At 62.9% G+C, this 23,852-nt stretch carries 13 protein-coding genes, 4 rRNA genes and 1 pseudogene; 8 read left to right on the top strand and 10 right to left on the bottom strand.

What is annotated here, in order from left to right:
• Positions 1 to 87 precede the first annotated feature (87 nt).
• Together ACPJW8_RS03820 and ACPJW8_RS03815 are read left to right on the top strand one after the other, a co-directional pair.
• A complete protein-coding gene (locus tag ACPJW8_RS03820) occupies positions 88 to 1,656 on the top strand; it encodes a beta-N-acetylhexosaminidase (RefSeq protein ID WP_330186499.1) in 1,569 nt (522 codons plus the stop codon).
• 32 nt (positions 1,657 to 1,688) lie between these two features.
• Entirely contained in the window at positions 1,689 to 3,098 is a 1,410-nt protein-coding gene (locus ACPJW8_RS03815; RefSeq protein WP_330186498.1) for a DUF4032 domain-containing protein, read from the top strand.
• Between the two features lie 10 nt (positions 3,099 to 3,108).
• Here the strand turns inward: ACPJW8_RS03815 and ACPJW8_RS03810 are convergent, their stop codons facing one another.
• A complete protein-coding gene (locus tag ACPJW8_RS03810) occupies positions 3,109 to 3,792 on the bottom strand; it encodes a GntR family transcriptional regulator (RefSeq protein WP_330186497.1) in 684 nt (227 codons plus the stop codon).
• A gap of 127 nt (positions 3,793 to 3,919) precedes the next feature.
• Between ACPJW8_RS03810 and ACPJW8_RS03805 the strand changes: the two genes are divergently transcribed.
• Positions 3,920 to 5,158, top strand: coding sequence for an amidohydrolase family protein (locus ACPJW8_RS03805; RefSeq protein ID WP_330186496.1), 1,239 nt, complete (start codon positions 3,920 to 3,922; stop codon positions 5,156 to 5,158).
• A gap of 70 nt (positions 5,159 to 5,228) precedes the next feature.
• Here ACPJW8_RS03805 and ACPJW8_RS03800 read toward each other — a convergent pair whose 3' ends face one another.
• A complete protein-coding gene (locus ACPJW8_RS03800) occupies positions 5,229 to 6,449 on the bottom strand; it encodes an MFS transporter (RefSeq protein ID WP_330186495.1) in 1,221 nt (406 codons plus the stop codon).
• 211 nt (positions 6,450 to 6,660) lie between these two features.
• Positions 6,661 to 8,028 carry an FAD-binding oxidoreductase gene (locus ACPJW8_RS03795; protein WP_425256451.1) on the bottom strand — a complete coding sequence of 456 codons (1,368 nt, stop codon included), beginning with the start codon at positions 8,026 to 8,028 and terminating at the stop codon, positions 6,661 to 6,663.
• A 194-nt stretch (positions 8,029 to 8,222) separates the two neighbouring features.
• Here ACPJW8_RS03795 and ACPJW8_RS03790 point away from each other — a divergent pair, with 194 nt between their 5' ends.
• On the top strand, positions 8,223 to 9,962 hold the full coding sequence (locus ACPJW8_RS03790; protein ID WP_330186493.1) for a glycoside hydrolase family 13 protein: 1,740 nt from the start codon (positions 8,223 to 8,225) through the stop codon (positions 9,960 to 9,962).
• Between the two features lie 2 nt (positions 9,963 to 9,964).
• On the top strand, positions 9,965 to 10,990 hold the full coding sequence (locus ACPJW8_RS03785) for a LacI family DNA-binding transcriptional regulator (protein ID WP_330186506.1): 1,026 nt from the start codon (positions 9,965 to 9,967) through the stop codon (positions 10,988 to 10,990).
• Here the strand turns inward: ACPJW8_RS03785 and ACPJW8_RS03780 are convergent.
• Positions 10,987 to 11,472 (bottom strand): SRPBCC domain-containing protein, encoded by a 486-nt coding sequence (locus ACPJW8_RS03780; RefSeq protein WP_330186492.1) that lies wholly within the window; start codon positions 11,470 to 11,472, stop codon positions 10,987 to 10,989. The genes ACPJW8_RS03785 and ACPJW8_RS03780 overlap by 4 nt on opposite strands.
• A 129-nt stretch (positions 11,473 to 11,601) precedes the next feature.
• Here ACPJW8_RS03780 and ACPJW8_RS03775 point away from each other — a divergent pair, with 129 nt between their 5' ends.
• The 3 genes and pseudogenes from ACPJW8_RS03775 (at position 11,602) to ACPJW8_RS03765 (ending at position 12,930) form a co-directional block, all read left to right on the top strand.
• Positions 11,602 to 12,138, top strand: coding sequence for a transposase family protein (locus ACPJW8_RS03775; protein ID WP_425256406.1), 537 nt, complete (start codon positions 11,602 to 11,604; stop codon positions 12,136 to 12,138).
• Positions 12,071 to 12,538, top strand: a pseudogene (locus ACPJW8_RS03770) (ISL3 family transposase); the annotation flags it as partial. The gene ACPJW8_RS03775 and the pseudogene ACPJW8_RS03770, both read left to right, overlap by 68 nt.
• A complete protein-coding gene (locus ACPJW8_RS03765) occupies positions 12,508 to 12,930 on the top strand; it encodes a transposase (RefSeq protein ID WP_425256450.1) in 423 nt (140 codons plus the stop codon). The pseudogene ACPJW8_RS03770 and the gene ACPJW8_RS03765, both read left to right, overlap by 31 nt.
• 124 nt (positions 12,931 to 13,054) lie before the next feature.
• Here ACPJW8_RS03765 and rrf (ACPJW8_RS03760) read toward each other — a convergent pair.
• The 6 genes from rrf (ACPJW8_RS03760) to rrf (ACPJW8_RS03735) all read right to left on the bottom strand — a co-directional run bounded on the left by rrf (ACPJW8_RS03760) (position 13,055) and on the right by rrf (ACPJW8_RS03735) (position 23,650).
• Positions 13,055 to 13,171: ribosomal RNA gene (rrf, locus tag ACPJW8_RS03760) — 5S ribosomal RNA — on the bottom strand.
• 205 nt (positions 13,172 to 13,376) lie between these two features.
• A 23S ribosomal RNA gene (locus ACPJW8_RS03755) occupies positions 13,377 to 16,502 on the bottom strand.
• A 532-nt stretch (positions 16,503 to 17,034) separates the two neighbouring features.
• Positions 17,035 to 18,556 (bottom strand): 16S ribosomal RNA (locus ACPJW8_RS03750).
• Together the 16S, 23S and 5S rRNA genes form the textbook arrangement of a ribosomal RNA operon.
• A gap of 670 nt (positions 18,557 to 19,226) precedes the next feature.
• Positions 19,227 to 22,283 (bottom strand): glycoside hydrolase family 2 TIM barrel-domain containing protein, encoded by a 3,057-nt coding sequence (locus ACPJW8_RS03745; protein WP_330189674.1) that lies wholly within the window; start codon positions 22,281 to 22,283, stop codon positions 19,227 to 19,229.
• Positions 22,284 to 22,412: 129 nt separating this feature from the next.
• Positions 22,413 to 23,420, bottom strand: coding sequence for a LacI family DNA-binding transcriptional regulator (locus tag ACPJW8_RS03740; protein WP_330189675.1), 1,008 nt, complete (start codon positions 23,418 to 23,420; stop codon positions 22,413 to 22,415).
• A gap of 113 nt (positions 23,421 to 23,533) precedes the next feature.
• Positions 23,534 to 23,650 (bottom strand): 5S ribosomal RNA (rrf, locus tag ACPJW8_RS03735).
• Positions 23,651 to 23,852: the final 202 nt, after the last annotated feature.

Here is a 23,852-nt window from a genome sequence, read left to right as displayed (position 1 = left end):
CGATCCCGGCCAGAAAACGACGGCGGCTCCTCCTTCACGGAAGGGCCGCCGTCGCGGTTTTAACTCTTCTACCGCACCAGGAGCACCGTGGACTTTCCGTTACCGCTGATTCCCCTTCCTGCCCGCCTGGACAGGCTTGATGGTGAGGACTTTGTCCTCTCGTCTGCATCGTTCGTCGCGGCAGGTCCCGAATGCCGGACGGCCGCAGAAGAACTGACCCTGATCCTGCGGCGGAGCACCGGTTTTGAACTGCCCATCCTGGACGGTGAAGAGTCCGACGGCGGTATCACCTTGGTGATCAATCCGGACCTGACGCTTGGCGCCGGTGTGGAGCCTGCACCGGGTCCAGAAGCCTATTCGCTCACGGTTGATCGGACAGGTGCGGTTATTACGGGCGCCTCCACGGCCGGCCTGTTCAACGGTGTACAGACGCTTCGGCAACTCCTTCCCGCCGCCGTCGAAAATTCCTCCCCTGTTGACGCGCAGTGGCGGGTGCCCGCCGTCGTGATACGCGACTCCCCGCGGTTTGCCTACCGGGGCCTCATGCTGGACGTAGCGCGGAGCTTCCTGGACGTGGCCGAGGTGAAGCGGCAGATCGACACCATGGTGCAGTTCAAGTTCAACGTGCTCCACCTCCACCTCACGGACGACCAGGCCTGGCGGATTGAAATCCATAATCCGGAGGACAACCCGTCCGGGCTGGACTACGGTGCACTGACTGCGCTGGGCGGCACGGGTGCCGTGGACTTCCCTGGCGTCGGGCTGTCTCCCGGGCTCACTGGCTTCTACACGCAGGCGGAGTTCACGGACATCGTTGACTATGCTGCGCGGCGCAACGTGCTGGTGGTCCCGGAGATTGATATGCCGGGCCACGTCAACGCTGCGCTGGCGGCCATTCCGCAGCTGACGGCCGGCGGGACGACTCCGGCCATGAACACCACGGGCGAGGTCGGGTTTTCCAGCCTTGAGGCCGGCAATCCCGTCACCTATGAGTTCGCCCGGGAAGTGATCCGGCAGCTGGCCGCCCTTACTCCCGGACCCTACCTGCACATCGGCGGCGATGAAGCCCTGGTCACTCCGCGCGAGGAGTACCTGTCCATGGTGTCGGAGATCGCATCATTGGTGGTTGCCGCCGGCAAGGTCCCGGTGGGCTGGAACGAGTACGCGGCGGCCCGGATCCCGCACGGTTCGGTGATCCAGTACTGGCACGGCAGCACGGCGGCCACGCTGGAACGGACATCCGACGCCCGCGCCGCCATCATCATGTCGCCCGCCGAACGAACGTACCTGGACCAAAAATACGATCCTGCAAGCCCGATCGGCCTGAGCTGGGTAGAGGGAGGTCCCTTCAGCTGGCGGGAGTACTACGACTGGGACCCCGCAGGCCTCGGCATCCCCGGCGGGAGCGTCCTGGGCATCGAGGGGCCGCTCTGGAGCGAAACGGTCAGGGGCGGCCGCCAGGCAGACTGGCTCCTCTACCCGCGCGCCATGGCCCTGGCTGAGGTCGCGTGGAGTCCGCAGGAGCAACGCCATGCACCGGATCTGGCCGCCCGGCTGGGACTCATGGGCGCCCGGCTGGCGCTCCAGGGGGTCGCTTTCCAGGCAGCCCCGGACATTGACTGGTCCGCGGAACCGGCGTCACCCTTCGACTTTTAGCGCTTACGTGGCAAGTAGGAAAGAATTGGACCATGACTGAGGACAACAGCGCGCTCTGGCACGACGAGCCCACCGACTACGGCCAGATCGGCAAACTGCCGCGCTTCGAGGCCGCAAGCGCCAACGACGGCGCGGCAACGGTGTCCAGCTCGCTGAGCATCACGGCAGCCGCCACCGAACCCGAGTTGCTGGACCTGCCCTGGCACATCGCGCTCGAGGACTGGCCGGCCGAGAACCTCGCCGCGCTCCCCCGCGGTATCTCACGGCACATTGTGCGGTTCGCCCACCTGGGCGGCTCGGTGATCGCCATCAAGGAAACGTCCGAGCACGTGGCGCGCCACGAGTACCACATGCTGCGTAAGCTGGCCCGGCTGGACGTGCCCTGCGTAGAGCCGGTGGCGGTGATCACTGGCCGCACCACGCCCCAGGGCCAGCCGCTGAACCCGGTGTTGGTGACCCGGCACCTGAAGTTCTCCATGCCCTACCGCGCCCTCTTCTCCCAGATGCTCCGCAAGGACACCCTGACCAGGTTGATTGACGCCCAGGCGCTGCTGATGGTCCGGTTGCACCTGATCGGCTTCTACTGGGGCGACGTCTCGCTCTCCAACACCCTCTTCCGCCGCGATGCCGGCGCGTTCGCCGCCTACCTGGTCGACGCCGAAACCGGGGAGCTCTACCCGGACCTGTCCACGGGCCAGCGAGAATATGACCTGGAAATTGCCCGGGTGAACATCGCCGGTGAGCTGATGGACCTGCTGGACGGCGGCCTGATCGAGGAGAAGGTGGATCCGGTGGCCACCAGCGAGTTGATCATGGACAGCTACCGCAGGCTGTGGGCCGAACTCACCGAGAAGGAGTCCTTCGAACTCGGCGAGCGCTGGCGTGTTGGTGCCCGCATCCGCCGGCTCAACGAACTCGGCTTCGACGTCGAGGAATACGCGATTAAAACCACCCAGAACGGTTCCACCATCCAGCTCCAGCCCAAGGTGGTGGACGCGGGCCATCACCAGCGCCGCCTGCTGCGGCTCACCGGCCTGGACGCCCAAGAGAACCAGGCCCGGCGGCTGCTCAATGACATGGATACTTTCCGCGCGGACAACAACCCGGACATGGACGAGGAATACAGTGCACACCTGTGGGTGAGCCAGATCTTCGAGCCCATTGTGCGTTCCATTCCCAGGGACCTCTCCGGCAAGCTGGAACCGGCCGAAGCAGTCCACGAGATCCTGGAACACCGCTGGTACATGTCGGAGGAAGCCAACCGGCATATCCCCCTGGCCGAAGCCGTGCAGTCCTACATTGATTCTGTCCTGCGGCACCGCCGCGACGAGGCCGCCATTATGCTGCACCCGGACACGGAGATGCTGAAGATTCTCTCGGTGGAAACCGAGGAATCCAGGTACGGCGCCGACGAGGATGAATACCCGGACGCCGACGACTAAGGCCGTAGGGCTAGGGTTCGAGGGTCTCGGCCAAACCGGCAAGGACGGGGTCCCGGCCCAGTTCGATGTGCGCGTAGGCCAGGGAGTACGCGAGGTCCGGCTTGCCGCTGAGGATCGCGTTGCACAGCGCCGTGTGCTCGTCCCGCTGCAGTTCGTGGCTGCGGTTGTGCGACAGGCCAAAGATCCAGCGCATCCGCCCGAAGAGGGGTTTTACGGAGTCCACCAGCAGGCGGTTGCCGGACATCCTGACGATTTCGGCGTGGATTTCGGCGCTGATGGGGGCCACATCGGCCATGCGGTGCTCGTCTATCGCAGCCGTGGAGGCATCCAGGAGTTCGCGCAGGCGTTCCCCCGGGAGGCCTTCTGAAACACGGACCGCGGCCATCCGGGCGGCAAAGGATTCCAGGCACAACCGCACGTCGAAGAGATCGTTGACGTCCGTGAGGGTCAGCTGCCTGACCACTGCCCCCCGGCGCGGAAAGGTGGCCACGAAGCCGTCCTGTTCCAGCCGCTGGATGGCCTCCCGCACCGGGATCCTGGAGACCTGGTACATCTCCGACAACTCCCGCTCACGCAGTCGGGAGCCCTGGGCGAACCGGCCTTCAACAATGCCTTCAAGCACCAGCTGGTAGACCTGCTCGGCCCGCGCTTCGTCGTCGCGCGCCTTGGCAGGCTCAGTGATGGGCTGGGCCACTTTCCACTCTCCTCTGTGATTTACATCGCCTCCGCCCTACTCTACGCTCATTTGGTATACAAGACGTGCGCGCCCGGCCGCCATATTTCACGAGGCCGGCGTAAAGCACTACAAAGGAGTTTGCCCAGTGACTACCCTGATCCGCGCCGCCCGCCCCTGGGGCGGGGAACTAAGCGACGTCACCATCGTTGCGGATGAATCGGGCGGCAGGATTTCCGCCGTCGAAAAGCATGACCCAACGCGCCCCGCCAACCAGGGCACCACCGTCGTCGAGGGCCGCGGGCGGCTCCTGCTCCCCTCCTTCTCCGATGTCCATGTGCACCTGGATTCCACCCGGATCGGCCTGCCGTTCCGCGAGCACACGGGCGGCCCCGGAGTGTGGGCCATGATGATGAATGACCGCCTGAACTGGCGCACGGCCGAGGTGCCGCTGGTTGACCGGGTGCGGGATACCCTGGGCCGCATGATTGCCCGCGGCACTACCCGGGTCCGGTCCTACGCGCAGGTGGACGTGGACTGCCGGCTGGAGCGTTTCGACGCCGTCATGGCGGCCAAGGAACACTTCAAGGACCAGGCCGACGTGGAGATCATCGCGTTCCCGCAGGCCGGCCTGCTCCGCGAGGAAGGCAGCCCGGCACTCTTGGAGGAAGCCCTGAGGGCCGGAGCGACGGTGATGGGCGGCATTGATCCGTGCACCCTGGACCGGGACCCCGTCAGGCACCTGGACATTGTGTTCGGGCTGGCGGAAAAATACCAGGTCCCCGTGGACATCCACCTGCACGAACCGGGGGAACTTGGCGTCTTCAGCACAGACCTCATCCTGGAGCGCACGCGGGCCCTGGGCATGCAGGGGAAGGTCACCATGTCCCACGCCTACCAGTTGGGCAGCGTCAACGAGGCCACCACCCGGCGGCTGATCGAAGCATTCGCCGAACTGGACGTCTCCCTCGCTTCCGTGGCTCCGGGTTCCGTGGGCGTGGCGGGCCAGCTACCGATTCCGCTGCTGTCCGAGGCCGGCGTCAGGCTGGGCCTGGGCCAGGACGGCCAGCGTGACTACTGGTCCCCCTACGGCAATACGGACATGCTGGACCGCACCTGGCAGCTCGCCTTCACGCACGGTTTCCGCCAGGACCAGCTGATCGAGCACTGCTACGCCATTGCCAGCATCGGCGGCGCCAGCATCCTGGACCCGGGTGCCACCCGGCTGAAGGGCACGGCACACCGCCCGGGTGTCGACGTCGGCGATCCGGCGGAACTGTTGCTGCTCGACGGCGGGACTGTCACCTCAGCCGTTATGGACCGCGGCACCGACCGCACAGTGCTGCACCGGGGCAAGGTCGTGGCGGACCAGCTCCAGCTGCTCTAGTCCACACACTAAAAGCGGCCGGTTCCTCCGTGGAGGGACCGGCCGCATTGTTGCGATCAGTAACGGGTCTTCAGGGCCCGACGGCGGCGGGCTGGGCCGGAAGCTCCGCCGCCTCTTCTCCCACGGTCACCTGTGCGCCATTGACCGCGGCGAAGCCAGCCACTGCAAGGAGTATGCCGACTCCGGCCATGCACCAGAACGGCGCCGTCCAGCCTCCGGTCCAGGTGTGCAGAAGTCCGGCGAGCAGCGGGCCGGCAGCCGCGAGGGAAAACCCGAGACCCTGCGTCATGGCGGACAACCTGCCAGCGGTCCGTGGGCCCGCCGAACGGATCACGATCAGTGCCATTCCGAGTCCGAAAGGCGCGCTTTGGATGATTCCCAGCACCCCGATGAGCGTGAATTGCAGGCCCTGGGGTGCCACAAGGACGGCCAGGAGTGCGGCTGCGACCAGTATTCCCAGTCCAGGCGCCAGAATCCTGAGTATCCGTGGACGGCTGGCCAGCACGGGGGTCAGCAGGCTGCCCGGCAGGCCCGCGATGCTGAACCAGGCCAGCAGGGCGGCGGCCTCTCCGGTGGCGAAACCCTTGGATTCCAGGAAGACGGCCAGCCAGGATGTGACGGCGAAGTACAGCATGGCCTGCAGTCCGAAGAACGCGGTGATGGCCCAGGCGGTACCCTGCCGGCGCAGCGGAACGGTCACGTCTGCGAAGACCGTGGCCGGCGTGGAAGTGCCCGGCGCGACCTGGTGTGCAGCCGCCTTCCGTGTAGCCGCCTTGATCATCACGGCCGCCAGCACTGCGGGTACGGCCCAGATGGCGAGCGCCATTTCAAGGCTGCCCAGCGCTTCCTGCAGCGGCTGGACCAGCCCTGCCCCCAGCGCCGCTCCAAGTCCGAACCCCATCGTGCACAGGCCTGTCCACCAGCCGGTTCCGCGGTTGGCTTTAACGATCTGCGGCACCAGGACGCTGGCCGTCATAATGGCTGCGCCTGCCACGAGCGTCCCCGGGAACAGAAAGCCTGGGACGAGTGCCCTCGTCAGCAACGCGACCGCAAGGACCGTGAGTGCCACAGCGATGGCAGTCGCGGTGCCCGTGCGCCGGGCCAGCCATGGGCCGATAGGCGCGGAGAGCCCGAAAGCGAGCACCGGCGCTGCACCCAGCAGCGGAAGCGCCTGCGCGTCCACGCCAAAGGTACCGTGCAGCTGGCCCATCACGCCGGCCAACGTTGTGATGGCAGGCCTGAGGTTCATCGATACCAGTGCCAGCGCACACAGAAGGAACGCCACTTTCATGGGGCTGCGCAGGCTTCGGTTAGCCCGGCGGGCCTTTCCGGCAGTTATTGCGCTTGGTTGTTCCCGCACAGGCACCTCGTTTTCTGGTTTGGTATACCAAAGAAGAATACGAGACCGTTACTGCAAAGTAAATATGCGGATAGTCTGAAACTGAATGCAGTTACCCGCCTTGCTGGAATACCAAGAGGGTAGGTACCTCTCTCCGGAAGGCCTAAATCGCCTTGCCGGGATTCAGGATGCCGGCAGGATCGAAGAGTTCCTTGATCCTGCGCTGCAGTTCCCGGACTTCCGGCGCCTGCTCCAGGCCCAGCCAGCGGCGCTTGAACTGTCCGATCCCGTGCTCTCCGGTAATGGTTCCGCCCATGTCCAGGGCCACCGTGACCGATTCATCCAGCGCGAGGTTCAGCCGCTGGATTGCGCCAGTATCGGGCGCCGCGCCCTCTCCCCTGCCATTAACCCAGAACGTGGGATGCAGGTTGCCGTCCCCGGCGTGGGCAACCACCCTGAGCCGGACATCGTGGCGGGCGGCAATCCGGTCCAGTCCGGCTACGTAGTCCACCAGCCGTGACCGGGGCACTGCCACATCCTCACCCACCCGGTAGTCGTCATCCGGCGCGGCACCGCGGCTGCTCCGCCGCAGCTCCACCAGCGTCTCGGCTTCGGCACTGGCCTCGGTTGTCACAACAGCGCCGCCCGCCGCCAGGACACTGCGTACGACGTCGGCCTCCGCCTCTGCGCCAAACCCGTCAGTCTGAATGAGCAACAGTGCCGCACCACGGGACCGGAGGTCCGATCCGTAGGCGTCGTCGAGTTGGGTGAGCGAACCGGCGTCGAGCAGTTCCATAATGGCCGGCTGGACCCGCGCACGGCCTACTGCCAGCACCCCGGCTGCTGCCAGGCGGAAGTCAGGGTAGAACGCCGCGATGGTCTGGACGTTGCGCGGCAGGTATTTGAGCCGGACGGTTGCGGCCACCACAATACCCAGGGTTCCCTCGGAGCCCACGAACAGTGCCGTGAGGTCATATCCGGCCACGCCCTTGAAGGTCTGGTGCCCGGTGTGGATCAGTGATCCGTCGGCCAGGACAACGTCAAGGGCAAGCACCGAGTCACGTGTCACGCCATACTTGGCGCAGCGCAGTCCGCCGGCGTTCGTGGCCACGTTGCCACCGATCGTCGACTGCCGGAAGCTGGCCGGATCCGGCGCGTACATCAGCCCATGCTCTGCTGCCGCCACGTTCAGCGCCGCGTTCACCACTCCAGCTTCGACGACGGCGGTCTCATCATCCGGATTGAGGTCCAGGATCCGGTCCATGCGTTCCAGACTGAGGATAAGGCAGCCCCGGGTGGCGTGTGCGCCGCCGGAGACACCTGTTCCGGCGCCGCGGGCCACCACGGCAACACCGTGGGCCGAGCAGGTCCGCATGACTGCCTGTACATCGGCCACCGATTCAGCCCAGACCACGGCGACGGGGAGCTGGTAGTCGAGAACGGGCGCCGCGTCCACGGCGTAGGCGGCCAGCACCTCTTCATTGACAGCTACTTTTCCGATGCCCAGGAGGAGGGCCAGTTCACTGGCGATGCCTGCCTGTGGGGTATACCGCTCTGCTTCATCCACGGAGCCCAGTTTAGGTGGTGGCTCCCGGGCGCTGGCGCGGTTCTCCTGTAACCGTTTCCATGCGGATGGCTTCTACCTGGCTGGTTGCTCACCGGGCGGTTGGCTTCACAAATGGAAGCGTTTTCACATTACTGCCCTTGAGGCTTAGGATTCACTCCATGTCCGTAGCTAACTACCTCGAAGCCGCACTCACCGCCGGTCCCCTCACGGAGATCCACCCGGCCGACCACACACCTGGCTGGTGGCGTTCGGCCGTGATCTACCAGATCTACCCGCGGTCCTTCCGGGATGCCAACGGTGACGGTGTAGGCGACCTCGCAGGCATCACGGCAGAGCTCTCCAAGCTCGCGGAACTGGACATCGACGCCGTGTGGCTTTCCCCGTTCTACCGCTCCCCCCAGCGCGATGCCGGCTACGACGTCAGCGACTACTGTGACGTTGACCCGCTCTTTGGCACGCTGGCCGATTTCGATGCCATGCAGGCAGAGGCTGAGCGGCTGGGACTGCGGGTCATCGTCGATCTCGTCCCCAACCACTGCTCCGACCAGCATGTGGCCTTCCAGGCCGCCCTCCTGGCAGCTCCCGGAAGCCCGGAGCGGGACATGTTCATTTTCCGGGACGGCAAGGGCGCCACAGGTGAGCTGCCGCCCAACAACTGGCAGTCCCACTTCGGCGGACCCGCCTGGACCCGGATCACAGAGCCCAACGGGACACCCGGCCAGTGGTTCCTGCACCTCTTCGATTCCAGCCAGCCGGACTTCAACTGGGACAACCCTGCCGTCCACGCCGAGTTCGAGCGCGTCCTGCGTTTCTGGCTGGATCGCGGCGTCGCAGGGTTCCGGGTGGACGTGGCGCATGCGCTGGTCAAGGCGCCGGGACTGCCCGAATGGGGCGGCCGGCCTGACGGCAACAGTTCCTACGGCTTCCCCGGCAGTGCCGCGCCGATGTTCGGCCAGCCGGCTCTCCACGACATCTACCGAGCATGGCGGAAAATCCTGGCCGAGTACGGTCCGGACCGCATCCTCTGTGCGGAAGCGAACGTTGATCCCCTGCCGCGCCTTGCCGACTGGGTTCGTCCGGACGAGATGCACCAGGCCTTCAACTTCCCCTACCTGCACGCCGGTTCGGACGTAAACCGCCTGCGCACAGTAGTGACTGACTCGCTGATCGCCCTGGACGCTGTGGGGGCACCCAGCACGTGGGTGCTCTCCAACCACGACGTCGTCCGGCACGCCACCAGGTTCGGCTACAACGGACCGGCTCCCCGCGATGGCGACGGCATCGGCCCCTCGGACCCCCAGCCGGACGCGGAACTGGGCCGCACGCGCGCTGCAGCGGCCTCCCTGTTTATGCTGGGCCTCCCCGGGGGCGCCTACCTGTACCAGGGCGAGGAGCTGGGCCTTCCGGACGGCATTGACATTCCGGCAGACCGCCGCCAGGACCCCACCTTCGCCCGGACGGGCGGGGAACGGCTTGGCCGCGATGGATGTCGCGTGCCGCTTCCGTGGACGTCTGCGGCGCCCCACCTGGGCTTTGGCTCCGACGCCGAGCCCTGGCTCCCCCAGCCTGACAGCTTTGCTGCCCTGGCGAGGGACCTGCAGACCCAGGATCCGGCGTCGCACCTGAACCTCTACCGCACAGCCCTGAGCCTTCGGCGAACCCTTGCCCTGGGCACTGGCTCCCTTGCCTGGGCGGAGGACTGGTGCACGGATTCGGCGCTGGCCTACGTCAATGGAACCACCCTGGTTGTGATGAACCTCGGTTCCGAATCGCTGGAGCTGCCCACCGGACTGACGCTGCTGCAGAATTCGACAGCTGCCGGACGTGAAACCCCCAGTGGCCTGGACGGCTTTGTGGCACCCAACCAGACTGTGTGGCTGCAATTGGATCCTGCCTGAGCATGCCGGGCATCAAGGACGTCGCGGAGCTTTCAGGCCTGTCCGTCGCCACGGTTTCACGTGCGTTGTCCGGCAAGGGCAACGTGTCAGCCGAAAGCCGTGACCGTGCGCGCAGGGCGGCCGCGGAGCTCGGCTTCATCCCCTCCTACCACGCTGCCAGCCTGGCCTCGGGACGTACACAGAACGTAGGGGTGGTGGTTCCTTCCGTCCACCGCTGGTTCTTTTCCGCGGTGGTGGAAGGCATTTCCGGCACCTTACTGGACGCCGGCTACGACCTCACCCTGTACAACGTCAGTGAGGACGACCACCGCCGACGCAACATCCTGAATGACTTCCTGCTGCGCAAACGCGTGGACGCCGTGATCGCCATTTCCCTGGAACTGGACGAGACGGAAATCCAGCAGCTGCTGGCCATACACCGCCCTATCGTGGGTATTGGCGGGCCGCTGGCCGGGGCCTCCACTATCAGGATTGACGACGCCGGCACAGCCCGTTCAGCGGCGAATCACCTTATTCAGCTGGGGCATTCAAAGATCGCCCATATCACCGGCCATGCCATGTACGACCAGGACTTCCAGTTGCCCGGCACCCGGCAGCAAGGGTTCGAAGCCGCCATGAACGCGGCTCACCTGCCGGTCCGGCCCGAATGGATGGTTACTGCCGACTTCACCATCCAAGGCGCCTACGCCACGGCACGCAAGCTGCTGGGCGCGACCTCCGATCGGCCCACTGCCGTGTTTGCAGCATCGGATGAGATGGCCATCGGCACCATCCTTGCGGCCAGGGACTTCGGGCTACGGGTACCGGAGGACCTGTCAGTGATAGGTATCGATGGTCACGAACTGGGCGAGGTCTTCGGCCTTACCACGATTGACCAGGACGCCCGCGGGCAGGGAACGCTGGCCGTGGAACTGCTTCTGGCCGGTCTGAACGGCAACTCAGCTGACCCAGGCCACCACAGGAGCTACCCCACGGAGTTTGTCATCCGGAACAGTACGGCTGTACCTCCGGCAGCTGACAGGGCCTAGCCTGCCCCCATAAAGCGGGCGAAGCTGCCGAGGATCTCAGGCCACGCCTGCGCCCACTGGTTCCGGACTGCTGCCGGGTTCTCTGCGCCTTCCCAACCGTCGTGCCGGACCTCAACAGTAGTGCTGTCCTCACCCCGGACGAACACCACCCGGATCTCTGTGGACCACAGCGCGGTGCTGCCCGGATGCCACGATGCCTGGAAGGTAAAGGGCGGGTGCCAGTCCCCCACAGTGCCCCAGATGCTGGTCCGGCCATCATCGGCAGTTTCCAGGATCAGCTGCTCTTCAAACTCCACATAGGAGCCCTCGCCATAGACGCTGTGGGATGCCATGGGCCACCACAAATGCGTGTGGTCCGTAAACCCCTCAAAGGCCCGCGAAACAGGTCCCGGGACGGTCACTGAGGCAACCAGGGTCTCAAGCCCGCCGTCCGGGCCAGGCTCGGGAACGTTGTTGGCGGCGTGGCTGAAGAGACTGTTCATGGTGCCCAACTTTACCGGCCGCATTGGGGGACGTGCTCCCGGAACAGGCGGTTGTGGGCTCTTCGCGGTTGGTGGGGAATTGAGTTCGTGTCGTTGAAGACAAGGGGGCCCGTGGCCCTGTTGGGATGAGTGTGTCTAGCATTCAACCTGGAACAGGACCACGAGCCCTTGAACGAGCCTACCGGGGTCGCAGCCGACGCTGCCACCATCCTCTTCAACCTGCCCGACTACCACGTAGTCTCCACCACCGTCACTGCCGGCTGTCGGCAGGTCATCGTTGAAACCGACCAGCCGCCGGGGTGCCCCAGCTGCGGAGTCATCTCCTCCCGGCGGAAGGAACGGCGCTTTCAGCGACTGAGGGACATTCCGGTTGCCGGGCCGGTGGAGGTGCTCTGGTCCAAGTACCGCTGGTATTGCCAAGAAGTGGCCTGCGACCGGCTGTCGTTCTTTGAATCCACCCCTCAGGTCCCGCGCCGGGCCCGCTCCACCGGCCGGCTCCGGGACCAGCTCGTGGACGCGGTCATCCGCTCCGGCAGGGCCGTGTCGGACACGGCTGCCGGCTTCGCCGTTTCCTGGTGGATGGTCCGGGCGGCACTGAATGAGGCCTGCCTGCTCAGGCTGCCGGACGTGGGACAAACTCAGCCCCCGGATGCTGGGCATCGATGAACACCGGTTCCGGTCCGTGCGCTACTTCCAGGACCCCGCCACGAAGGCGTGGACACGGTTCGAACCCTGGATGACAACGATCGTTGACCTGGACACCGGCCAGGTCCTTGGCGTGGTCGACGGCCGGGACCACAAGGGCGTCGGGGACTGGCTGTTCGTCCGTCCCCTGGAGTGGCGCCTGGGAGTGCAGGTCGTCGCGATCGACCCGTCGGCGGCGTTCCGGAAAGCGCTGCGGATGTGGCTTCCCCGCACCGCCGTCGCGGTCGATCACTTCCACCTGATCTCGCTGGCCAACCAGGCAATGACCGAGACCCGGCAGAACCTCTCCCAGCAGGTCAAGGGCCGCCGCGGCAGGGCCGTCGACAAGGCCTGGGCGCACCGCATGCTCCTCCTTCGCGGCGGCGACACGCTCAGCTGCAGGGCCGCCCTCAAGCTGGAAGACGTGTTCGCCGCCGACGATCCGACCGGCACCTCCAAGCCGTATGGAAAGTCAAGGAACAACTCAGGGCCCTGCTGCGCACCGGCTCCCTGGAGGACGCCGCCACAGCGAAAGAACACCTGGAGGAACTGGTCAAAGCTGCCGCACGGCCGGAAACAAACAGGCTCTACCGCACCGTCTGCCGCTGGTGGCAGGAGATCGAAGTACTCATCATCACCGGCGCCACGACAGGCAAGGTCGAGGCCAACAACACCGCCATAAAAAACATCAAACGCACCGCCCGCGGGTATCGCAACCCAAGCAACTACAAATCGGTTATTCTCTTGAGAAGTGCCGTCCGGACGGCGGCATGACGCTTATCTCAGGGATGCATTTCCCCACGAACCGCGAAGAGCCCGGTTGTGGCTTGGGTTTTGTGTGTTAAATGGGTCAGGCCCCGGGAACGGTTGGTTCTCCGGGGCCTGGCCTTTAATGTTTGTCCGGCGGTGACCTACTCTCCCACACCCTCCCGGGTGCAGTACCATCGGCGCTGTGGGTCTTAGCTTCCGGGTTCGGAATGGGACCGGGCGTTTCCCCCACGCTATGACCGCCGTAACCCTTTTACCCGTCACCCCGTTGGGGGTGTGGGAAGTTTTGTGGTTACAACATGTGGTGTTGTATTCAGTTGTTGGTTCCGTGGCAGCAAACCCGGGCCGGGTTTGTTGTTTGGGAACCACATAGTGGACGCAAGCATTCATTGATCTTCACCAACTGTTTTGGTGTGAACCCCTTTTGAAGTATGGGTTCACGCAGTGGTGGTGTGGTGTAAGTTATCGGCCTATTAGTACCGGTCAGCTTCACGGGTCTTTAGTCCCCGCTTCCACATCCGGCCTATCAACCCAGTGGTCTGGCTGGGGGCCTCTCACACACGAGGTGTATGGAAATCTCATCTTGAAGCGGGCTTCCCGCTTAGATGCTTTCAGCGGTTATCCCATCCGAACGTAGCTAATCAGCGGTGCACTTGGCAGTACAACTGACACACAGAGGTTCGTCCGTCCCGGTCCTCTCGTACTAAGGACAGCCCTTCTCAAATTTCCTGCGCGCGCAGCGGATAGGGACCGAACTGTCTCACGACGTTCTAAACCCAGCTCGCGTACCGCTTTAATGGGCGAACAGCCCAACCCTTGGGACCTACTCCAGCCCCAGGATGCGACGAGCCGACATCGAGGTGCCAAACCATGCCGTCGATATGGACTCTTGGGCAAGATCAGCCTGTTATCCCCGAGGTACCTTTTATCCGTTGAGCGACGGCCATTCCACAATGTACCGCCGGATCACTAGTCCCGACTTTCGTCCCTGCTCGAGATGTCTCTCTCACAGTCAAGCTCCCTTGTGCACTTACACTCGACACCTGATTGCCAACCAGGCTGAGGGAACCTTTGGGCGCCTCCGTTACTTTTTAGGAGGCAACCGCCCCAGTTAAACTACCCATCAGGCACTGTCCCTGACCCGGATTACGGGCCGAAGTTAGATGTCCAAAGTGACCAGAGTGGTATTTCAACGATGACTCCACCCGAACTGGCGTCCGGGCTTCAACGTCTCCCACCTATCCTACACAAGCCACTCCGAACACCAATACCAAACTATAGTAAAGGTCTCGGGGTCTTTCCGTCCTGCTGCGCGTAACGAGCATCTTTACTCGTACTGCAATTTCGCCGAGTTTATGGTTGAGACAGCGGGGAAGTCGTTACTCCATTCGTGCAGGTCGGAACTTACCCGACAAGGAATTTCGCTACCTTAGGATGGTTATAGTTACCACCGCCGTTTACTGGGGCTTAAATTCTCAGCTTCGCCGTGAGGCTAACCGGTCCTCTTAACCTTCCAGCACCGGGCAGGAGTCAGTCCGTATACATCGTCTTGCGACTTCGCACGGACCTGTGTTTTTAGTAAACAGTCGCTTCCCCCTGGTCTCTGCGGCCCCGATCCCCTCCCACCAGCAAGTGGTGTTCAAGGTTGGGGCCCCCCTTCTCCCGAAGTTACGGGGGCATTTTGCCGAGTTCCTTAACCATAATTCTCTCGATCGCCTTAGTATTCTCTACCTGATCACCTGTGTCGGTTTGGGGTACGGGCGGCTAAAACCTCGCGTCGATGCTTTTCTCGGCAGCATAGGATCACCAAATCCCCCCATACGGGGGTCCCATCAGATCTCAGGCATCATGAACAGCGGATTTGCCTACCGTTCGCCCTACATCCTTAGACCGGGACAACCATCGCCCGGCTCGGCTACCTTCCTGCGTCACACCTGTTAATACGCTTGCCTCCCAGGATCAGGTCCTGCGCTCCACCAAAACCCTCACACCACAAGGGTGATCGGGCAGGTCTCGGGCAGTTAGTATCCCCTGTTCAACATGGGCGGTTTTTCGCCGGTACGGGAATATCAACCCGTTGTCCATCGACTACGCCTGTCGGCCTCGCCTTAGGTCCCGACTTACCCAGGGCAGATTAGCTTGACCCTGGAACCCTTGATCATTCGGCGGACGGGTTTCTCACCCGTCTTTCGCTACTCATGCCTGCATTCTCACTCGTGTAGGCTCCACCGCTGGTTTACACCGCGACTTCACTGCCCACACGACGCTCCCCTACCCATCCAGACGACTGAACCACGAAGGCTTGTCTACTATCTGAATGCCACAACTTCGGCGGTGTACTTGAGCCCCGCTACATTGTCGGCGCGGAATCACTTGACCAGTGAGCTATTACGCACTCTTTCAAGGATGGCTGCTTCTAAGCCAACCTCCTGGTTGTCTTCGCAACTCCACATCCTTTCCCACTTAGCACACGCTTAGGGGCCTTAGTTGGTGGTCTGGGCTGTTTCCCTCTCGACTATGAAGCTTATCCCCCACAGTCTCACTGCTGCGCTCTCACTTACCGGCATTCGGAGTTTGGCTGACGTCAGTAACCTTGTAGGGCCCATTAGCCATCCAGTAGCTCTACCTCCAGCAAGAAACACGCAACGCTGCACCTAAATGCATTTCGGGGAGAACCAGCTATCACGAAGTTTGATTGGCCTTTCACCCCTACCCACAGCTCATCCCCTCCATTTTCAACTGAAGTGGGTTCGGTCCTCCACGACGTCTTACCGTCGCTTCAACCTGGCCATGGGTAGATCACTTCGCTTCGGGTCTAGATCACGCCACTGCAACGCCCTATTCAGACTCGCTTTCGCTACGGCTTCCCCACACGGGTTAACCTCGCGACGTAACACTAACTCGCAGGCTCATTCTTCAAAAGGCACGCCGTCACAGTAACTAAGACTGCTCCGACGGATTGTAAGCACACGGTTTCAGGTACTGTTTCACTCCCCTCCCGGGGTACTTTTCACCTTTCCCTCACGGTACTGGTCCGCTATCGGTCATTAGGGAGTATTTAGGCTTATCAGGTGGTCCTGACAGATTCACACGGGATTTCTCGGGCCCCGTGCTACTTGGGATACTCATCCGGGCGGTACCAAACATTACGGTTACGGGGCTCACACCCTCTACGGCCGGCCTTTCAAGACCGTTCACCTATGCCAGCACATCACACCCCACTGCCCCGGCAGAGACAGTACGGAAAGTCCCACAACCCCGACCATGCAACGCCCGCCGGCTATCACACATGGAACGGTTTAGCCTGATCCGCGTTCGCTCGCCACTACTAACGGAATCACTATTGTTTTCTCTTCCTGCGGGTACTGAGATGTTTCACTTCCCCGCGTTCCCTCCACGTACCCTATGTGTTCAGATACGGGTCACCAGATCACTCGCGCGTCTGGCGGGGTTTCCCCATTCGGAGACCCTGGGATCAAAGTCCGGTTATCGACTCCCCCAGGAATATCGCAGATTCCCACGTCCTTCTTCGGCTCCTAATGCCAAGGCATCCACCGTGTGCCCTTAAAAACTTGACCACAAAGATCAAAACAAAACACTTTTCTCGAGAGAACCATGAAAACCAACCACACCCAACAACACCACCCAAAGGCAGTACCATCACGCGCAGCCAGATCCAGGTTCATATTCTTGGAAATTGCTTCTTATAAAAGATGCTCGCGTCCACTATGTAGTTCTCAAACAACAACCCCAAACCACACACCCCACACACAACAAGTGCATGATCGATGCAGCCAGGAAACCAGAAACAAACAAACCCGCGCCAACCCCCCGCACCCATAAAAGGAGCGGAAAACCACACGGCCCTGTTGCCTCAGGACCCAACAGTGTGCCAAACACCACCCGGCAAACCCGCACCACCAGCGTTCCAGGACACCCTCCGAAAAGGGAATCCGTACTAACCGGCAGCACACGCCGCCAGATGCCTATTCATTGATATTCCACCCATGAGCACCCGCCGCAGAACTTGCGTCTGCGCAACGGGCATATACTCCTGACAAACCCCCACCACCACATACGCGGCAGCAATGATCTGTAGGTGCTCCTTAGAAAGGAGGTGATCCAGCCGCACCTTCCGGTACGGCTACCTTGTTACGACTTAGTCCCAATCGCCGGTCCCACCTTCGACAGCTCCCTCCCACAAGGGGTTAGGCCACCGGCTTCGGGTGTTACCAACTTTCGTGACTTGACGGGCGGTGTGTACAAGGCCCGGGAACGTATTCACCGCAGCGTTGCTGATCTGCGATTACTAGCGACTCCGACTTCATGGGGTCGAGTTGCAGACCCCAATCCGAACTGAGACCGGCTTTTTGGGATTAGCTCCACCTCACAGTATCGCAACCCTTTGTACCGGCCATTGTAGCATGCGTGAAGCCCAAGACATAAGGGGCATGATGATTTGACGTCGTCCCCACCTTCCTCCGAGTTGACCCCGGCAGTCTCCCATGAGTCCCCGCCATTACGCGCTGGCAACATGGAACGAGGGTTGCGCTCGTTGCGGGACTTAACCCAACATCTCACGACACGAGCTGACGACAACCATGCACCACCTGTAAACCGACCACAAGTGGGGCGCCTGTTTCCAGACGTTACCGGTTCATGTCAAGCCTTGGTAAGGTTCTTCGCGTTGCATCGAATTAATCCGCATGCTCCGCCGCTTGTGCGGGCCCCCGTCAATTCCTTTGAGTTTTAGCCTTGCGGCCGTACTCCCCAGGCGGGGCACTTAATGCGTTAGCTACGGCGCGGAAAACGTGGAATGTCCCCCACACCTAGTGCCCAACGTTTACGGCATGGACTACCAGGGTATCTAATCCTGTTCGCTCCCCATGCTTTCGCTCCTCAGCGTCAGTTAATGCCCAGAGACCTGCCTTCGCCATCGGTGTTCCTCCTGATATCTGCGCATTTCACCGCTACACCAGGAATTCCAGTCTCCCCTACATCACTCTAGTCTGCCCGTACCCACCGCAGATCCGGAGTTGAGCCCCGGACTTTCACGGCAGACGCGACAAACCGCCTACGAGCTCTTTACGCCCAATAATTCCGGATAACGCTTGCGCCCTACGTATTACCGCGGCTGCTGGCACGTAGTTAGCCGGCGCTTCTTCTGCAGGTACCGTCACTTTCGCTTCTTCCCTACTGAAAGAGGTTTACAACCCGAAGGCCGTCATCCCTCACGCGGCGTCGCTGCATCAGGCTTGCGCCCATTGTGCAATATTCCCCACTGCTGCCTCCCGTAGGAGTCTGGGCCGTGTCTCAGTCCCAGTGTGGCCGGTCACCCTCTCAGGCCGGCTACCCGTCGTCGCCTTGGTGAGCCATTACCTCACCAACAAGCTGATAGGCCGCGAGTCCATCCAAAACCACAAAAGCTTTCCACCCCCCACCATGCGATGAGGAGTCATATCCGGTATTAGACCCAGTTTCCCAGGCTTATCCCAGAGTCAAGGGCAGGTTACTCACGTGTTACTCACCCGTTCGCCACTAATCCACCAGCAAGCTGGCTTCATCGTTCGACTTGCATGTGTTAAGCACGCCGCCAGCGTTCATCCTGAGCCAGGATCAAACTCTCCGTTGAAGTAAAACAGACACAACCAACCACCACGGAAATAACGCGGACAGAAGGCTGCACAAAATTTGAAACCAGCTAAAAAACCAGACCACACCACAGGGGCGGCACAGCCTGGCAAATCAACCAATTCATAAAAAATCGGTATCAATAAACTTGGCACACTATTGAGTTCTCAAACAACAGACACTAACCGGCACCACCCAAACCAACGTTCAGGATCGCTCCGGAGCAACTTTCCAAACTTACCCGATCAGTCTTTCGGAAGCAAATCCATGTTTCAGGAATTCTTTCCGAAGAAAACTCATCTCAACCGCATTCCGACGCGCTCTAAAAGCCACCAGAATTGGTCTTGATTTCAGGGAGTTTGTCCGCCTGCGGTGACCAGCTCTTCGCTGTTCCCCTCGCGGCGACTTAGAAAACAATACACCCAGCGAGGCCCCACCGCAAACCCACCCGCTTAGGGTCGTGCAGCCCCCGAAACCCCCGGACTTACGGGGATTCCGGGGGCTCAAGTGGCCGTTTCCGGCTGTCCGCGGCGATAGTCGCGGCGTGTGTACCGGGTCACACGCGATCGGGCCTGGATCACGACAGGCTCGATCACCGGGGGGCTCGATCTCGACAGGCTCGATCACCAGGGGCGCTCGATCCCGACAGGCTCGATCACCGGGGCGCTCGATCACCGGCTCGGGCGCAGCACCACGGAGAAGTCGGCTTCTTGGGGTGATAGCCGGTAAGCGTCCAGCACTCCCGGTCCACAGGCCGCCGTGCCCACGCCGCGCCGGACATGATCCACGTAGACGTAGCTGCGGCCATCGGCAACAAGGTCCGAACGGTGCATGGCAGCATCGAGGACCCCCTGGCTATAGGGGCGGACCGTCAATGCGAAAGGTTCCCCGCTGATTTCGAGGGTGCCGCCGTCGAGCGTCAGGTTTGCCGTTCGCACACCTGAGCGGGCTCCAGATTCCTGCGGGCGCACGTAGTCCACGTCCAGGTCCTCCGCGGGCAGGTCGAACCAGCCGGCCCGGGTACCCTGGCCGCTGTCCGGATAGGCCTGGTGCGGGCCCTGGCCAAACCAGCTCACGGTGCGCGTCCCCGTACCCAGGACAAGTTCCAGCCCGATCCGCGCCCACTCCACCGGACGAGTGCCGTTGACCCACTCGCCGTCCGGCCGCACACGGGTACGGAGCTGCACGTCCTGCCCGTCACTGGTCCACGAGTAGTCGACGAAGATGCCGTACTGCTTGTCCGCGGCCGCCATCCTGGTCCGGACCGTCAGCACGTCTCCGCCGTCCGGCGAAGGGCTCGCCGTTATGCCGAGGAGGCGGCTGTGCATCCGGTTGAGTCCAGGGTCCTTCCACTGCTGCGCCATGGGACGCGTGTCCTCACGGTCCCACTCGGCGCCAAGGTCGTTGTCGGTAGGAGCCCACCAGAGGACCAGCGACAATCCCTCCACGGGCACCGCACCAATCGACGTCGGCACACCGGTAGCGCGGTCGAACGTCACCGGTCCCAGCTGCAGCTCAGCCGGTTCCACACCAACAGCCGCCACGGCAGCGGGCCGGGAGCCAGACGAAGCCTCCCGGATGGCCTGCGCCCAGGCAACCTCGTGTCCCGCAGGCGCCCACTCGGTTGCCGATGCCAGCACAGCGCTGACGGTGAGCACCGCGGCCGCATGACCGGACCCGCCGGCAGCGCCTTCGGGCTTGCGGACCGACCCCGCCAAGGCCGTCAGGCCAGGAGGCAGGTGCACAAAGCGTTCGGACTGCGGTGACACAGCGTCAACCGCCACCGTCCCGGCGTCGAGAGTCACGCCGTCGGACATCACCTCGAAGCGGAAACCGAGCGCGGAAGTGTCAGCGAAATCAAAGCCGTTCCGCACGGCGAAGCCGGACCAGTCGTCCTCCACCGTGATGCGCAGCGGCTCTATGACCTTCTTGAAATCAAGCAGCCCGGGGCGAGGGGTGCGGTTGGCATCCACCAGGCCGTCGGTCACGAAGTTGCCATCGTGCACTTCCTCGCCGAAGTCGCCGCCGTACGCGAACTGTTCAGTGCCATCCGGCGCGGTCACGGTGATTCCATGCTCCAGCCATTCCCACACAAAACCGCCCATCAGCCGCGGATAGCGCTCGAACAGCTCCTGGTACTCGCTCATTCCGCCCGGCCCGTTGCCCATGGCGTGCACGTATTCACACTGCATAAACGGCATGGCGCGCCGGCGGGCATCCAGGGCCGGGTCCTGCAGCGGCTCCTCCTTCCCCTGCCCGATCAGCTCCGTCTCGGCCTGGCTGGCATACATCCGGGAGTAGACGTCCACATCCGGGCAGCTCCAGTCGCCTTCATAGTGGATGGGCCGCGACGGATCCCGGTCCTTGGTCCAGCGGGACATGGCCGCGAGGTTCCGGCCTGTTCCCGCCTCATTGCCCAGGGACCACATGATGACCGATGCGTGATTCTTGTCGCGCTCCACGGTGCGGCGCATCCGGTCCACCAGGGCAGCCTCCCACTGCGGATCATCGCTGGGGTTCTGCTTCCAGCCGCCGCTCTCGAACCCGTGCGTCTCCAGGTCGCATTCCAGCACCACGTAAAAACCGAGCTGGTCCGCCAGCGCCAGGAAATCCGGGTGGGGCGGGTAGTGGGAAGTGCGGATGGCGTTGATGTTGTGCTGTTTCATGAGGCGCAGTTCAGCTTCCATCACGTCCCGCGGGACCACGCGCCCCAGCTTCGGATGATGTTCGTGCCGGTTGACACCCCGCAGCAGAATGGGCCGCCCGTTGACCTTGAACTGGGCGTCCTCAATGCTGATACTGCGGAATCCGAGCTGCAGTGACACCTTCTCGCCGGGCGTGCGGACAGTTGCCTGGTACAAACGGGGTACCTCTGCGGACCACGGCTCGATGCCTGGAATCCTGTGCTCTGCTCCCGCCTCAAGTTCCAGCCCAAGTTCCGGAATATGTACGACGGCGGCAGCCGGCTGCCCGCCCCGGCCCACCTCGACCCGCAGGATCCCCTGCCCTGTCCGGTGGTCGAAATCCGCGTGCACAAAAACGTCCTCAATCCCCTGCTGCGGACGCGCCTGTAGCGTGACGTCACGGAAGATACCCGGCAGCCACCACATGTCCTGGTCCTCCACGTAACTGGCCGCAGAGAACTGCGCCACCCTGACGGCGAGGACATTCCGGCCTTCACGGAGCACCCCTGTGACATCAAACTCGTGCGCAAGCCGGCTTCCGCGGGTGGTGCCCAATTCGACCCCGTTCAACCAGACCGTTCCGGCTGAATCCACGCCATCAAACCGGAGCAGCGCGTTCGGCAGGAACTCCGGGCCGGCGTCGAACTCCACCAGATAGTCGCCGATCGGGTTCGCCTCGGGCACATGCGGCGGCTCCACCGCAAACGGGAACTGGACGTTGGTATAGGCCGGCTTCCCATGGCCATGCATCGGCCAACTGGACGGGACAGGCAGGGTTGTGAAGCCGCTGCTGTCCGCCCCCGACTGCCAGCCCTCGGGCGCCTGGCGGATGCCCGGGCTGAGCCTGAAGAGCCAGTCACCATTGAGCGTGAGGCTGGGCGCGTCGCTGTGGAGATACGCACGCGGCGGCACGGTGCCCTGCGCCGGCTCGAGTGATTCAAGGTTCCGGACCGCTGGGGCGGCCAGCTCAAGTTGGCGGGGCTGCTCCGAAGCGGCGCCGCGGGAAGGCGCCCCGTTGGTCAGGGTGGAGGGCTCGGCGTGCATGAGGCAGTCCTTGATTGGGTTGGGCCGGGAGACCGTCATCGGTGCGGCGGTTCGTCGGGCCGTGAACGTTCACGGTCCGATGAAAATGTTACCGGCTCCAGGTGGTCCTGGATAGGGTTCACATCAGTTCTAGGCGGATTCGCGAACAATCAGTTCATGCCGGAGCACGAGTTCGGCGTCCGGGCTCCCCGGGTCGATGGTCCCGGACAATAAGCCCTCAAGAAGTTCGACGGCGGCCCTGCCTACTTCCCGCAGGTCAAGCGAGAGCGTGGTCAACTCCGGCGAAACCAGCTCGCCCAGCGGAATACCGTCCATGCCAATGACCGCGCAGTCATGCGGTACTGAACGGTTTGCCTGCGCCAAGGCCTTGAGGGCACCGGCCGCCACCAGGTCATTAAACGCCAGCAGCCCGTCCACTTCCGGAGACTGTTCCAGCAGCTCCAGTACTGCCGGCCGCGCCTCATTGGCCGACGCAAGGGTACGGGCCGGCAAAAGGTGGATCCCCAGTCCTTTGGCGGCATCAGCCACGGCGTTGCCGCGCGCACTTAGCGAACTGTTCTGGCTGGAATCAAGATACGCAATGTGCCGGCGTCCATCAGCCGCCAGGTACTGCAGGGCCAGCCTGGCCGCATGGGAGTAATCGAAGGTAATCCGTCCCGCGGCCCGCCCTGCCGGCTGGTCCAGCAGGACCACAGGCCGGCTGCCCATCAGCGCCTGGGCCTGGCCTGAATCGTCATCCAAGTAGCCAATAACAGCGTCCACCTGCGGTGCCAGCCGTTCAACAGCGTCCACGGCCCTGCCGGTTCCGTGCCCATAGTCATCAACAACAACATTCCAGCCGCGCCGGGTCGCCATCTCCACCACGCTCGAGGCGAAGGCCGGGAAATAGGGGTTAGTGAGATCCGGGATGGCCAGGCCGATCGAGGTCCTGGCACCCTGGACCAGTCCTTTGGCAAACCGGCTGGGTGTATAGCCAATCTCACGTGCCAGCTTCTGCACCCGCTCCCGGGTGGCCTGGCTGATCCCCGGCATATCGTTCATTGCCCGGGTAACCGTCTGCCTCGAGACCCCAGCTGCTGCAGCCACATCGAGGATCGTGGCGCGCTTATGGGCCGAAGCGCGGGAGCTGGAAGTCATGATGGCAAGTCTATGGTCCCGGGGTTGCCTCTGCCTGCCAGGGTTTTGGTGGGTGTGTTAAATGGGTCAGGCCCCGGGAACGGTTGGTTCTCCGGGGCCTGGCCTGAATGTTTGTCCGGCGGTGACCTACTCTCCCACACCCTCCCGGGTGCAGTACCATCGGCGCTGTGGGTCTTAGCTTCCGGGTTCGGAATGGGACCGGGCGTTTCCCCCACGCTATGACCGCCGTAACCCTTTTACCCGTCACCCCGTTGGGGGTGTGGGAAGTCTTGTGGTTACAACATGTGGTGTTGTATTCAGTTGTTGGTTCCGTGGCAGCAAACCCGGGCCGGGTTTGTTGTTTGGGAACCACATAGTGGACGCAAGCATTCATTGATCTTCACCAACCTGCTTTGGTGTGAACCCCTATTGAAGTATGGGTTCACGCAGTGG

This window comes from Pseudarthrobacter sp. J47 (assembly GCF_049810315.1).
Lineage (GTDB): Bacteria > Actinomycetota > Actinomycetes > Actinomycetales > Micrococcaceae > Arthrobacter.
This window is presented reverse-complemented; position numbering and strand designations above follow the sequence as displayed.